Annotated in this window: 11 protein-coding genes; 6 read left to right on the plus strand and 5 right to left on the minus strand. The window is 37.1% G+C overall.

What is annotated here, in order from left to right; all coding sequences use genetic code 11:
* Positions 1-44: 44 nt before the first annotated feature.
* From P176_RS0113195 to P176_RS0113220, 5 genes are all read right to left on the minus strand, one after another.
* Positions 45-1,832, minus strand: coding sequence for a T9SS type A sorting domain-containing protein (locus P176_RS0113195; protein ID WP_026755142.1), 1,788 nt, complete (start codon positions 1,830-1,832; stop codon positions 45-47).
* Between the two features lie 117 nt (positions 1,833-1,949).
* Positions 1,950-3,578, minus strand: coding sequence for an L-glutamate gamma-semialdehyde dehydrogenase (gene pruA, locus P176_RS0113200; protein ID WP_026755143.1), 1,629 nt, complete (start codon positions 3,576-3,578; stop codon positions 1,950-1,952).
* Between the two features lie 259 nt (positions 3,579-3,837).
* Positions 3,838-4,224 (minus strand): Co2+/Mg2+ efflux protein ApaG, encoded by a 387-nt coding sequence (gene apaG, locus P176_RS0113205; RefSeq protein ID WP_026755144.1) that lies wholly within the window; start codon positions 4,222-4,224, stop codon positions 3,838-3,840.
* Positions 4,225-4,347: 123 nt separating this feature from the next.
* On the minus strand, positions 4,348-5,709 hold the full coding sequence (locus tag P176_RS0113210; RefSeq protein WP_026755145.1) for an aminotransferase class V-fold PLP-dependent enzyme: 1,362 nt from the start codon (positions 5,707-5,709) through the stop codon (positions 4,348-4,350).
* 231 nt (positions 5,710-5,940) lie between these two features.
* The gene (locus P176_RS0113220) at positions 5,941-7,194 is read right to left on the minus strand and encodes a DUF5103 domain-containing protein (protein WP_026755147.1); all 1,254 of its coding nucleotides are present in this window, start codon (positions 7,192-7,194) and stop codon (positions 5,941-5,943) included.
* A 283-nt stretch (positions 7,195-7,477) separates the two neighbouring features.
* Here P176_RS0113220 and P176_RS0113225 point away from each other — a divergent pair, with 283 nt between their 5' ends.
* The 6 genes from P176_RS0113225 to nqrF all read left to right on the plus strand — a co-directional run bounded on the left by P176_RS0113225 (position 7,478) and on the right by nqrF (position 13,705).
* The gene (locus tag P176_RS0113225) at positions 7,478-8,827 is read left to right on the plus strand and encodes a Na(+)-translocating NADH-quinone reductase subunit A (protein ID WP_026755148.1); all 1,350 of its coding nucleotides are present in this window, start codon (positions 7,478-7,480) and stop codon (positions 8,825-8,827) included.
* Between the two features lie 57 nt (positions 8,828-8,884).
* The gene (locus P176_RS0113230) at positions 8,885-10,108 is read left to right on the plus strand and encodes an NADH:ubiquinone reductase (Na(+)-transporting) subunit B (RefSeq protein WP_026755149.1); all 1,224 of its coding nucleotides are present in this window, start codon (positions 8,885-8,887) and stop codon (positions 10,106-10,108) included.
* Positions 10,109-10,147: 39 nt separating this feature from the next.
* On the plus strand, positions 10,148-10,945 hold the full coding sequence (locus P176_RS0113235) for a Na(+)-translocating NADH-quinone reductase subunit C (RefSeq protein ID WP_026755150.1): 798 nt from the start codon (positions 10,148-10,150) through the stop codon (positions 10,943-10,945).
* 1 nt (position 10,946) lies between these two features.
* Positions 10,947-11,591, plus strand: a complete 645-nt coding sequence (locus tag P176_RS0113240; RefSeq protein WP_026755151.1) for an NADH:ubiquinone reductase (Na(+)-transporting) subunit D — start codon at positions 10,947-10,949, stop codon at positions 11,589-11,591.
* 66 nt (positions 11,592-11,657) lie between these two features.
* Positions 11,658-12,392 carry an NADH:ubiquinone reductase (Na(+)-transporting) subunit E gene (nqrE, locus tag P176_RS0113245; RefSeq protein WP_026755152.1) on the plus strand — a complete coding sequence of 245 codons (735 nt, stop codon included), beginning with the start codon at positions 11,658-11,660 and terminating at the stop codon, positions 12,390-12,392.
* 2 nt (positions 12,393-12,394) lie between these two features.
* Positions 12,395-13,705, plus strand: coding sequence for an NADH:ubiquinone reductase (Na(+)-transporting) subunit F (gene nqrF / locus P176_RS0113250; RefSeq protein ID WP_026755153.1), 1,311 nt, complete (start codon positions 12,395-12,397; stop codon positions 13,703-13,705).
* The last annotated feature ends 61 nt before the right edge of the window (positions 13,706-13,766 follow it).

A 13,766-nucleotide genomic window follows, 5' to 3' on the forward strand; every position in this document is an offset into this window, starting at 1 on the left:
TTGAAATAGCTATTTTATTTGCCCGCCTATTTTTTCGGAAAGTATTAGCGTTTCAAGATTTTTTGATGATAATTTAAGGATTTCCCGTCCCTCATGTTGAAAATATAGACGCCTGATTGTAAATTTAAAGGAATTGATTGTTGCTTTAAAAGGGTGTCATATTTAGTTTTAAAAATGATCTTGCCCGTCATGTCTGTAATAATGACAGAGACCGAATTGAACACATTTTTGCTATAAATTATAAGATCGTCCCCGATAGGATTAGGTGCTATTTTAATAGCATAAGCATTTTCATAATTTGGGGAAGACAAGGCGCCCTCAAATATTTCCTCTAAAGCAAAGAACACATTGTCTTGAGTAAGTTGCAGATGGTTTTCGTTTTCAATGGGCAGATACCAATTTACAAATGTGGTTGACGTATTTGTGTCCTCAAAATCAATGGAGGTGTACCAATTGACTTCATCATTAGGAAAATCGATAGCCATGGCGCTTACCGAAGGAACATAGCTAAATTTATCTATACTAAGGTTATTGGTAAAAGCACCGAAAACCCCTTCTGCACCTGCTGCATCTGTGAATGCCGAAATACTAAAAAGACCTCCTGGAGCTGCGTCTATGCCGTCTGTGTATGCTGGTGCTTGTGCCATTACTTCAACATCAATAAGAGACAAGGGTAAAATAAAAAAACCATCAACATTAATACTGCTAATTACAGATATTCCCTCTGACGTTGCTGGAGTGAGATTGATGCTAACGTTCGCCGTGACATTGGTTACAGGCTGCACATCTGGCAAGCTCAAATCTTCAATAGTTAAGGCGGCGAATCCAGGCGTAACGGCAGTGTCATCTATAGCTAGATAAGGATTACCTATTCCGCTACCATTGATAATGGCTATGTTTCTTGTGTTTTCAGGAAAACCGGTAGAGGTTAAATTATTAATATCAGCATCAAAAATAGCTTTAAAAGGATGCGCTTCGGGAAGTAGCTTGGTCGGGTCAAAATTGGCACTGCTACCGGCTAATAAATGAGACTCAAAATGATCGGTCAATAATTGTCTTGCAGCAGGTGATTTAAATAGGTTGTCTATTATGGGTTGCAACATTTGTACCTCTAAGCCGTTACTCAATCCGTAAGCCAAATAATTAAATTGATGCTGAAATCCCAAAGGGATGTTCGCTCCTAAATGTGGAGCATCAAACGAAATATAGAGACGGGTCTCATGCGCTAAATCTTCACTTTCCATATAATTAAGAGCGTATTTAGAAACGATACCGCCCATACTTGGACCTATAATAACCAATTCTTCATTTCCCACTTTATCAGTGTTTAATTGATTGATAAGATCTACCAGCAGCATGGCATTACGTTCCATGAAATCAACACCACCATCAATAAGTGTGCTGCCTTCAGGAAAGTCTGCTTCATCAATAATCATGTCTTCATTTGTATCTTCTATAGCGTCAATATGCATTAAGGATGCATCACTAAGTCTTAAATACCTTGGGAAATTAAGTAAAACAACGTCGTAGCCTTCCGCTCTTACTAAGTCTGCCAAATTTTGATCACCTTCAGAACCAGAAAAATTCAAGATATCATAAAGCCCGTCAATAGTTCGAAGATCGCCTGGGTCAAAACCATCTAGTAGAATGATAGGTTTGTCTAAAACGCCGTCGTTAGTATCGAGGAAAATTTTATATTCTCCCAGACCAGAAAAATTTTCTGCATCTGTATAAGCGGATAGATCGGCTGTAATTGAAGATTCGAACGTTATGGTTTGTCCAAAATGAATAAGAGGGCACAAAAGTAGAAGTAAGACGTAATTTTTTCTCATGAGGGAAACTTTAGTGGTTGAAAGTACAAGATAGTATAACACCTTGTTATTTAAAAGAATGCATAAAAAAATCCTTAAGAAGATTCTTAAGGATTTTTTTATGATAATAGTTGTCGATTACTCGCCCATGTAAGGGTATCGATAATCTGTAGGGGTTACAAATGTTTCCTTGATCATACGAGGAGAAATCCAACGTAGCAAGTTCAACACACTACCAGCTTTGTCATTGGTGCCCGATGCTCTTGCACCTCCAAAAGGTTGTTGACCTACAACAGCACCAGTTGGCTTATCGTTGATATAAAAGTTTCCTGCACAATTTTGAAGTGCTTTTGTAGCTTCTTGAATGGCATATCTGTCTTTTGCTAAGATAGCACCTGTTAATGCATAATCGCTAGTTTCATCAACAAGCTTAAGAGTTTCAGAAAATTTGTTTTCGTCGTAAACATAAATAGTAATTACTGGTCCAAAGAGCTCAGTATGCATTGTGGTGTACTTAGAATTTGTAGTTACAATAATAGTCGGCTCAATAAAATAGCCTTTACTCTTATCATAATTACCACCAACGATGATTTCTGCATCAGCGTCTTTTTTGGCAGCGTCAATATACTTGGCCAATTTGTCAAAAGATCCTTCGTGTATTACTGCAGTAACGAAATTACTTAAATCTTCAGGAGATCCCATTTTAAAAGATTTTACATCTTTTACAACGTGTTTTTTGACTTCTTCCCAAATATTAGAGGAAACGTATGCTCTAGATGCTGCACTACATTTCTGACCTTGAAATTCAAAAGCACCTCTCGCAATGGCTGTTGCAACTTGCTTAGCGTCTGCTGTTTTGTGCGCAACAATAAAGTCTTTACCACCAGTTTCTCCTACGATTCTTGGATAACTCTTGTAATTATGTATGTTATTGCCAATTTCTTTCCATATGTTTTTAAACACTGTTGTTGAGCCGGTAAAGTGTAATCCAGAGAAATCTGGACTGGCCAAAACAGTTTCGGTAATCATTTCAGGATCGCCAAAAACAACGTTGATGACTCCTGGTGGTACACCTGCTTCTTCAAAAACGTCCATAATGACTTTAGCAGAATAAATTTGACTATCACTAGGTTTCCAAACCACAACGTTACCCATAAGTGCCATACAAGATGGTAAATTTCCAGCAATGGCCGTAAAGTTAAAAGGTGTCACAGCATAAGTAAACCCTTCAAGTGGGCGATATTCTAGTCGGTTCCAAGCATCTGAAGTACTTTCAGGTTGATCATGATAGATATCGGTCATGTACTGCACGTTGAAACGTAAAAAATCAATAAGCTCGCAAGCGGAGTCAATCTCTGCCTGATGTACTGTTTTAGATTGCGCAATCATTGTTGCTGCATTAATTTTTGCACGGTAAGGTCCGGCAATTAATTCTGCAGCTTTCAAGAAAATACCTGCACGTTGTTCCCATGCTAAATTGGCCCATTCGGTTCTTGCTGCCAAAGCTGTAGAGATTGCTTCTTCTACATGTGTTTTTTCAGCTAAATGATAGGTGCCAACAACATGTTGATGATCGTGTGGTGCAGATAAGGTTTTAGTGTTACCCGTAGTAACATCTTTACCATTTATATAAAGTGGTACATCAATTTTACTGTTAAACATTTCTTTATAAGCAGCTAAAACAGATTCGCGCTCAGGACTACCTGGTGCGTAAGTCTTAACTGGTTCATTGACAGCTATTGGTGTGTTGAAAAATCCTTTTCCCATTTTAAATTATCGGTTTTTGTAATTCATAAATTGTCTTAGCGCTAAAGGTACAATTTTTTAGAGAGTACCTAGGATGAACAGTATTAAAAGCTCGTTAAAAGACTGATAAGGTTTTTGTAAGATGTGACTTTTAAAAAAGAAAATGTTGATCTGCGTTTTTGGAATTGGTTTGGAGGAGTGGATTAAAAAATATTAGTACAACAAGGACACACGTTCTCTTCTAGTTCTAAATAATTCTTCTTTGTAAATTTAATACTGCTTAGTTTAAAGCAAAAGGTGCGCTTAATTTGAAAGATGGGATGATGACCTTAAATTTATTGGTGGTTGAAAAGTTGACCATATTGTAATGGCCTTGCATCGCTCCAAAAGGAGATGTAAGCAAACAACCTGAAGAGTACGTATGTGATTCGCCAGGTTTAATAACTGGTTTTTTACCGATGACCCCTTCGCCTTCAACAATTTCAACATTATTTAGTGCATCAAGGATAGACCAGTATCGCGATTGTAATTGAACAGAATCTTTGCTTTGGTTCTCAATAGTGATTTGGTAACCAAAAGCAAAATGCACCTTGTAATTTTTGTAGAAGGTCCCTTCAAAGGAAGTTTCTACAGAAATCTTAATGCCACTTGTAACTTGTTGTACCATAATAGAGTTGAGACTGAGTATGTAAAAATAAAGAATTAAATGTAAACTCTATATTTTTTCCGATGTAAGACTAATTTTTATCGTTTCAATATAATTTATACGCTTTTTTTTGAGATTTGGTTTTTAATTTTCCATTTTCGAGGCAAATGTTTCAAGCGTCTTAAAAAAAGCAATGAGGGCGCTTTTAGAAATCAACGTATTGATAGTTACCAAGCGCACAAATTTCTGGTCTCTAAAATTTCCGAAGCCAACCATAAGCTCAGAATGCTCATAAAGCTGGGTGCATAGTTTCTCTGCAGAGATATTTTTATAATTAAAACATACTGAAATTGAATCTTCGAAGCTGTAAAGCGTATAATCTGGATGATCTTCGATATAAGTTCTTGCCAAATCTGCCAAATCAAATTGATGATTTACGATTTTTTTGAGTCCGTTACTGCCTATCGATTTCCATAAGGTCCAAAGTTTTAGGGCATCATTACGTCTTCCGCATTGTAGAGAGGTTTTGCCGAGATTAAATTCGTCATCATGGGTTTGGTATAAATAATCGGCATCATTGGAAAACGATTGGTAGAGTTGCTCCTTATCTTTTGTAACAATGATAGAGCAACTTAAGGGTGTACCCAGCATTTTATGGGCATTTACGCTAAAGGAGTCTGTATGTTCAATCCCTTTCACCAAGTGCTTGTAGGTGTCGCTAAAAATCACTGCCCCGCAATAGGCGCCATCTAGATGTAGCCAGAGGTCATACGTTTTACACACTTTGCTAATGGCCTCAACATCATCAAAAGCACCTAAAACCGTTGTGCCTGCGGTAGCATTTACAAAAAACGGTTGAAACCCGTTAGCGAGATCATTCTTAATTTGAAGTTCTAAATCATCTACCAACATTTGACCTTTGTCGTTGGTTTTAATTGGCCGCACTTGATTTCTACCTACACCAATAAATGAGGCGTTTTTTGTAATGGAATAGTGTGCACAGTCAGAAGAATAGAGTGTCATTTTATGAGATAATCCCTCGGTTTTGGAAGCGGGATTGTATTTGTCTCTTGCCATGAGCACGGCCATATAATTACTCATGGAGCCGCCAGGAGCAAAAGTACCATCGCCGGTTTCGGGATAGCCAATCATTTTGCAAATGGTTTTAAGAATTATTTTCTCAACGCCTACTTGTGGACCTGCAACTTTATAGGTGTACATGCTGTTATTGAGCATGACCGATAGCAGATCGCCTAAGGTGGCTCTAGTCATTCTTCCACCGTATAATTGATTAAAAAAAGAGGTAGAAGCCGTTTTTGGGGTGTGCTTTATAAGTGATTTGAGAACAGAAATAAAGTCTTCATCCAGAGTTGGTGCTTCAGGAAGACTGAGGTCTATGGTATTATAAAGAGCGGTGGTGTCTATTGGTTTGGCAACCGGAGCTCTTTTTTCTTCGGAAATGAGAAGCTCTGCGAGCTCTTGAAATAATTTTAAATCTTCGTTCATGACAGTAAGTAATTCTAGTCCTGTTGATGATTGCAAATTTATCCCGAATAATTGGAAATCTGAATTTAGGAATGAGATGGTTTCAATGCATAAAAATTTAACCTTGATAGCGGTTCTATTTACGGGTCTTATTTCAGTTAAAAAAAATGAAGATCGATCTCTTCCAACGAAATTAAACGTAACGGATGTCGGGTTTTAGATGAAACGGAAATCCTTTTCCTGATGCATCATTTAATTGGAAATGTTGACTGAATTGGCTTCTCCAAAACCAAGTAATCGATCGTAACGTGCACCAAGGTCGCGGTAATACACTAAGACTTTGTAATTGTTCTCGGTTTGCCAAAAATCACCACTTATTCTGCCCTCATCCAAATAACCATTAGCATCTACAACAACATACTTGTAATTATAAAATCCTTGTTTCAATTTAAAAGCGGTTTCAAAAAGTCCTTTTTCGCTATTATATTTAAGTTGGTTTTCTGGTGCTAAAGCGTAATTATTGTAATTTCCATACACGTAGATTTTGCTGCCATCTTTAAATTCGGGGTATTTTAATGAAAAATGAACCATGGTGTAATCGGCTTCTATAGCAACGTTATCTGCATCAATGGCGGTTATCAAGAAATTACCATTAATGTCGGGGTTGTACGTGTAAGGCTGATTGTATCTAGGTAGTTCTGTAAACAAATAGGTTTGGTAAATATCCTGTAAATCTATAAACTGTATGGCCACATTGGCCGCTCTAACTTCTTTGGTTTCAAAAAATCGAAATTCATTACTTCCCCAAAACGCGGTTTTATCAACGTAACGGTAGATCAATTCTCCGCCTAAGGTGTACTGCGGTTTTACGTCTTTAATTGCGGTGTTGAGATTGTTATTTTGAATAATGACTGTTTTTACGGTTTCGTTTGGATTGTTGAGGTTGATGCTACCAGAATTCACAACAATGTCGACGGTTTGTTTAGAGTCTACATATTTTACTTCTCTACTGCGTTTGATATTTACGCCAACGCCCAATTCCTGTGTATAAATCATAAACTTTCTAGTAAAGACGAGCTCATCATCTTCATTATAAATTTTCATGAGGTAATTACCAGATTTTTTTAATCCACGAGTCTGTCTATTGGGAATAGATAGTTTGTAATGCGAGTAGAGTTGAAACGCGTTTAAGGAATTTTTATAATCTGTAATCCGGTAATTATCAAAACCGTCAAGATATTCTAATTTGGCTAGTGACGATTTGGTCCAGTCAAAATTATAATGCTCAATAGTGTAATAAAAGTCGGGCTCATCAGTAACCAAAGCATCAAATTCTAAATAAAAAGTTTCACCTAATCTTAAGATGGGGAGTTGACCTTGAGCAGTGCTTTGACTTTTAAAGGTGATCGATTTGATATAATCGGGCGGATTGATTTCTTCTAACTGAGCGTAGCTATGCCCTATAAAACCTGAGAAAAGCAGTAGGGTGAAAAGGAATTTAGTCATGTTCTTTTTTTTGAATTGTAAATATAGTCAAAATCTATGCCTAAAACATTTTGAACATTTGCTGCTTTTTAACAAAAGCCTGGTCAATGGGTTGTGATTCTCATTCCGGTATTTAGAGTTTCTGCCTGAAAAATTAAAGAGGGATCCGAAAGAAGAGAATAAGTAGCTTCATCTTATTTAGAACCAATAAAAATAATAAACTTAAAAACCCATCTTATTATTTTACTCAATTTATTCGTAAATTTGCACGGATTTTTAGACAACTAATTTCAATCTAAAGCGTATGTCAAACGACATTAAAATTAAAAAAGGTCTGAATATAAATCTTGTTGGTGAAGCTGAAAAGTCGCTTGAAGAAGCCATTGTCAGTAACTTCTGCACCATAAGACCTGAAGATTTCCATAGCGTTACCCCTAAACTCGTTGCAAAAGAAAATACAAGCCTTAAAGCAGGTGATGTAGTTTTTTACGATAAAAACCATGAGGAGGTGAAATTTGTTTCACCAGTTTCGGGTACAGTAGTGGAAATTGTAAGAGGACCAAAACGTCGTATTGACGCTATAAAAATACAAGCAGACAAAGAGCAAACATTTAAGGATTTTGGTAAGTTCGATATGAACTCAGATGCCGATACTTTAAAAGCACATCTTTTAGCGTCTGGTTGCTGGCCATTCATCATCCAAAGACCTTATGATGTTATTGCAGATCCTGCAAGAACACCAAAAGCTATCTTTATTTCGGGTTATGATTCTGCGCCATTAGCAGCAGATTTAGACTTTGTACTTAAAGGGAAAGAAGCACAATTACAAGCGGCTGTTTCTGCATTGTCAAAATTAACAAAAGGGAAGGTGCATGTTGGTGTCAACGCCAATACGTCTCCATTGTCTGGTTTAAATGATGTTACTGTGCATAAGGTCTCAGGACCACACCCTTCAGGAAATGTGGGGACGCACATTAACAAAATAAGCCCAATCAACAAAGGAGAAACAGTTTGGACCATAAGTGCTGCTGACTTAGTGATTATTGGTGAATTGCTGTTAACAGGGAAATTTAATGCAGAACGTGTTGTGGCCTTGGCAGGATCTTCAGTTAAAAAGCCAAGATATTTCAAAACCAGAATAGGAAGTGAAGTGTCTACCATGGTTTATGATAATGGGGTTGAAAAAGGTGGTAATGACCGTATCATTTCTGGAAACGTGCTTTCTGGTAAACAAGTGAAGCCAGATGGAAGTTTGGGTTACTATGCAACATTGATCTCTGTGATCCCAGAAGGTGACGATTATGAGTTCTTTGGTTGGAATAAACCAGTATTTGATAAGATTTCATCAACAAGGGCTCTGACCTTTTCTTGGATGAATCCTAATAAAAAATATGATCTAGATACCAATACAAACGGAGAACATCGCGCATTTGTGGTGACGGGAAGTTATGAGGAAGTATTTCCTTTGGATATCTTTCCTATGCAGATTCTTAAAGCGTGCATGTATGAGGATTTAGATGAAATGGAAGCCTTGGGAATGTACGAGGTAGCTCCAGAAGATTTTGCCTTAACAGAATTTATCTGTGTATCTAAGCAGCCTCATCAAGAGATTATTAGAAAAGGCTTAGATCTCATGTTAAAGGAAATAGGATAACATACAACCCATATACTCGGTTTTTCAACAATCCCTAACTGCAAACAGTTATAAAAAATGAGCTTAAAAAGTAAATTACACGAAATAAAGAAGAAGTACGAAGGTAAGAAAATGGCACCTGCGTTTAATGCCTTGCATACTTTTTTGTACACGCCTAATGAGACTACCCATAACGGGACTCATATTAAGGCTGTAGATGATTTAAAGCGTACCATGAACACGGTGATCATTGCTTTGGTGCCATGTTTGATTTTTGGTATGTTCAATGCGGGTTACCAACATTATTTAGCACTTGGTGAGATTGAGTCGGCAAATGGTTTTTTAGGATCTAGCTTCTGGACCTTAGATAACTTGGTTGTTGGTCTTTGGACGGTTCTACCATTGGTCATTGTATCTTATGGTGTAGGTTTAGCTGTAGAATTTGTATTTGCAGTTATCAAAGGCCATGAAGTTGAAGAAGGATATTTGGTTACAGGTATGTTAGTGCCTTTAATTGTTCCTGTTGACATTCCACTTTGGATGTTAGCTGTTGCTGTTATTTTTGGTGTTGTTATTGGTAAAGAGGTTTTTGGTGGTACAGGAATGAATATTCTAAATCCAGCATTAACTATTCGTGCCTTCTTATTCTTTGCATATCCAACTTGGATGTCTGGTGATAAAGTTTGGGTACACGGTGCCGTAGAACGAGATAATATGATTGCAGCGGGTCAAAACTTAGATGCTATTTCAGGAGAAACCATCTTAGGGACCTATGCGCAAAGTCAGGAAGTAGCCTACAGCTATGCCGATATGTTTTTTGGTTTGATACCAGGATCGGTGGGTGAGACCTCTAAATTATTGATCATTATTGGGGCGTTATTCTTGATCTTTACAAAAATTGCGAGTTGGAGAATTATTGTAAGTGCTTTAGCGGGAGCTTTAGTTATGGGACTTATCTTTAATGGCGTTGTAGATGCCGGATGGATTGGTGAAAGCAGTAAATTCTTTGGATTAATGAGCGTTCCATTTTGGCAACACCTAATTATAGGAAGTATTCTATTTGGAGCAGTTTACATGGCAACAGATCCTGTAACATCTTCTCAAACCAATAAAGGTAAATACATCTACGGGTTCTTAATTGGTTTCCTATCTATTATGATCCGTGTATTTAATCCTGCATATCCAGAAGGTGTATTCTTAGCCATTTTGTTAATGAATGTCTTTGCACCAACAATTGATCATTATGTTGTTCAAGCCAATGTTAAGAAACGTAGAAAACGTTTAAAAATGGTAAACGCCTAATCTATTAGCTTGAATTAGTAGTTATATAAAACTCAAATCATGGAAAAGAAAACAGATAAAAATTTATATACCGTCATATTTGCCGTTGTTATGGTATTGGTGGTTGGTTCGCTATTAGCATTTACAGCGTCCTCTTTAAAGCCTGCAATTAGCGAGAATGAGCGTATTGAGAAGCAGCAAAACATTCTTTATGCAATGGGCTATAATCAAAATGAAGAGACCACAATTGAATTTATCTCTACCGATAAAGTAGCAGAAATGTTCAAGACTAAAGTGAAAGATCAACTGGTTTTAGAATATCAAGACGGTAAGATCATAAGCAAGCAAACCAGACAAGAATATATGGATGCCAATGACGGGCAAGAGCCATATTTGATTGATGTTAAAAAACAACAAGCAGAGGCCAAAAAAGGAAATCCTAGAAAGCTGCCCTTGTTTATAGGTGAAAACGAAGGAAAAACTTATTATGTGGCACCTATTTACGGTAAAGGACTGTGGGACGCTATTTGGGGATTTATAGCCGTTGATGAAGACATGATTGTTAGAGGTACATTCTTTGATCATGCCGGTGAAACTCCAGGACTTGGTGCAAATATTAAGCAACGTTATTTTATGGACGATTTCTACGGAGAGCATTTATTGACCTCAAATGGCGTATTTAAAGGTATTAATGTTGCGAAGGGTAATAATGATCCTAAAAACGAAAGAAAAACAGATTATAAAGTTGATGCCCTTGCAGGTGCTACTATTACTGGTGATGGTGTATCGGCAATGATCAAAGCAGATATGGGATTATATGTGCCTTATTTTAAGAACTTAAAAAACGAAACTAACTAAGATGGGAATACTTTCAAAAAAGGATAGTAAGTTAATTACAGATCCATTAGCAGATAATAATCCAATTACCATCCAGGTATTGGGAATTTGTTCCGCATTGGCCATTACAGCAGAGCTAAAAGCATCTTTAGTAATGGGTATTGCCGTAATGTTTGTATTAGGTGTAGGTAACGTAGTGATCTCTCTTATGCGAAACATCATACCTTCAAAAATTAGAATTATCGTACAACTTATTGTTGTGGCGGCGCTCGTAATTATTGTAGATCAGGTGTTGAAGGCTTATGCTTATGAATTGAGTAAAACACTTTCAGTATTTGTAGGTTTGATTATTACCAACTGTATCATCATGGGGCGTTTTGAAGCCTTTGCATTAGGTAACGGACCTTGGAGATCGTTTTTGGATGGTATTGGTAATGCTGCAGGTTATGCACTTATCTTGGTTGCGGTTGGCTTCTTTAGAGAACTTTTAGGATCTGGAACATTGTTCGGGTATCCTGTTTTGGGAGATGCCATTGAAAAAACGGGAGTGTATTCTATCGGTTATGAGAATAATGGATTTATGTTGATGCCACCAATGGCATTGATTATTGTTGGACTTATTATTTGGGCACAACGTAGTAGAAATAAGGATTTAATTGAAGATTAATTAAAATAAAATAAACTTTCGGGGTGATGGTAACATATAACTTCGGAAACTTTAAATAATAAAACAATGATAGAACACATTGAACTTTTTTTCAAGTCCATTTTTATCGATAACATGGTTTTCGCCGTGTTCTTGGGGATGTGCTCGTACTTAGCTGTTTCTAAAAAAGTATCTACAGCAGTAGGACTTGGAGCAGCCGTTATTTTTGTATTGGCGATTACAGTACCGTTAAACTGGTTATTAGATGTTTATATTCTTCAACCTGGAGCCTTAAAGTGGACAGGTGTTGAAGGTACGGCCGAACTAGATTTAAGCTTTTTATCTTTCATCATGTTTATTGCGACTATTGCAACCATGGTACAATTGGTAGAAATTGTAGTTGAGAAATTTTCACCATCACTTTACAACTCTCTGGGTATCTTTTTACCCCTTATTGCTGTAAACTGTGCAATTCTTGGTGGATCATTATTTATGCAATCTCGTGAGATTCCTACATTTGGCTTAGCCTTAAATTATGGTATCTCTTCAGGAATTGGTTGGTTTTTAGCAATTTTAGCCATTGCTGCCATTCGTGAAAAAATTAGATATAGTAATGTTCCGGGACCATTAAGAGGCCTAGGGATTACGTTTATCATTACAGGTTTAATGGGAATTGGTTTCTTAAGTTTTGGTGGTATGTTAACCGGTGGAGATGAAGAAGCTGCAGAAGAAACTCAAGAACAAGTTGAAATTCAAGAACCAATGGAGCAATCAACTGATGAGCATAAAGAATTAGCCGATAATACTAAAACAATCCAGTGATCATGATGTTAGCAATAGAAGGAACATTAGGAACCGTATTAGCAACCGTAGCAGCGTTTTTATTGATTACGTTGATATTGATTAGTTTGCTATTGTTCGTAAAGCAAAAATTATCACCATCTGGTCCTGTGACCATCAAAATTAATGGTGAGAAAGAAATTGAAGTAGCCTCTGGTGGTACCTTGTTATCTACTTTAGGAGGAAACAAAATATTTTTACCATCTGCTTGTGGTGGTGGTGGTACTTGTATTCAATGTGAATGTCACGTTCTTTCTGGCGGAGGTGAAGCACTTCCAACAGAAACCCCGCATTTCAGCAGAAAAGAATTGAAAGACGGTGCTAGACTTTCTTGTCAGGTAAAAGTGAAGCAGGATATGGAAATCACCATTCCTGAAGAAGTATTCGGAATTAAAAAATGGGAAGCAACCGTTGTAAGAAATTATAATGTGGCTTCTTTCATTAAAGAGTTTGTTGTTGAGATCCCTGAAGATATGGGTTACAGAGCTGGTGGATATATTCAAATCGAAATTCCACCATGTGAAGTGAAGTTTGAAGATATGGATATCACTGCGCACCCAGAGGAGCATGAAACACCTGATAAATTTCAAGCAGAGTGGGATAAATTTAAATTATGGCCTTTGGTAATGAAAAACTCAGAGACTGTAGAAAGAGCTTATTCTATGGCTTCTTACCCAGCAGAAGGACGTGAGATTATGTTGAACGTTCGTATTGCAACTCCTCCATTTGATAGAGCTAAAGGCGATTGGATGTCTGTTAATCCTGGTATTGCCTCTTCTTATATTTTCAATCAGAAAAAAGGAGATAAAGTGACTATTTCAGGTCCTTATGGTGAATTTTTTATCAATGAGTCTGAAGCTGAAATGTTATATGTTGGTGGTGGAGCAGGAATGGCGCCAATGCGCTCACACTTGTATGAGTTGTTCAGAACTCTTAAAACGGGTCGTAAAGTATCGTATTGGTATGGTGGACGTTCTAAACGTGAGTTGTTCTATTTAGAGCATTTTAGAGCTTTGGAAAAAGATTTTCCAAACTTTAAATTCTATTTAGCACTATCTGAACCTATGGAAGAAGATAACTGGAAAGTTAAAGAGGACATCGATGCACCTGGAGACGGTTTTGTTGGGTTTATTCACAACTGTGTTATTGATAATTACTTGAGCAAACACGACGCTCCTGAGGATATTGAATTGTATTTCTGTGGACCACCATTGATGAACCAGGCGGTTCAAAAAATGGGTGAAGATTATGGAATCCCAGATGAGAATATCAGATTTGATGATTTTGGTGGATAAGATTCTACTATGGCTTTACAAGGCTATATGGATGAAGTTCTAAAATCACAGAATAAAAAAA

It is taken from the genome of Sediminibacter sp. Hel_I_10 (assembly GCF_000688335.1).
In the GTDB taxonomy this organism is placed as follows: Bacteria; Bacteroidota; Bacteroidia; order Flavobacteriales; family Flavobacteriaceae; genus Psychroserpens.

Excerpts from the sequence above, each read along its gene's own strand:
- P176_RS0113230 (WP_026755149.1), top strand. The coding sequence starts at position 8,885 with ATGAGCTTAAAAAGTAAATTACACGAAATAAAGAAGAAGTACGAAGGT.
- P176_RS0113235 (WP_026755150.1), top strand. The coding sequence starts at position 10,148 with ATGGAAAAGAAAACAGATAAAAATTTATATACCGTCATATTTGCCGTT.
- nqrE (WP_026755152.1), top strand. The coding sequence starts at position 11,658 with ATGATAGAACACATTGAACTTTTTTTCAAGTCCATTTTTATCGATAAC.
- P176_RS0113220 (WP_026755147.1), bottom strand. The coding sequence starts at position 7,194 with ATGACTAAATTCCTTTTCACCCTACTGCTTTTCTCAGGTTTTATAGGG.
- P176_RS0113225 (WP_026755148.1), top strand. The coding sequence starts at position 7,478 with ATGTCAAACGACATTAAAATTAAAAAAGGTCTGAATATAAATCTTGTT.
- nqrF (WP_026755153.1), top strand. The coding sequence starts at position 12,395 with ATGATGTTAGCAATAGAAGGAACATTAGGAACCGTATTAGCAACCGTA.
- P176_RS0113195 (WP_026755142.1), bottom strand. The coding sequence starts at position 1,832 with ATGAGAAAAAATTACGTCTTACTTCTACTTTTGTGCCCTCTTATTCAT.
- apaG (WP_026755144.1), bottom strand. The coding sequence starts at position 4,224 with ATGGTACAACAAGTTACAAGTGGCATTAAGATTTCTGTAGAAACTTCC.
- P176_RS0113240 (WP_026755151.1), top strand. The coding sequence starts at position 10,947 with ATGGGAATACTTTCAAAAAAGGATAGTAAGTTAATTACAGATCCATTA.
- pruA (WP_026755143.1), bottom strand. The coding sequence starts at position 3,578 with ATGGGAAAAGGATTTTTCAACACACCAATAGCTGTCAATGAACCAGTT.
- P176_RS0113210 (WP_026755145.1), bottom strand. The coding sequence starts at position 5,709 with ATGAACGAAGATTTAAAATTATTTCAAGAGCTCGCAGAGCTTCTCATT.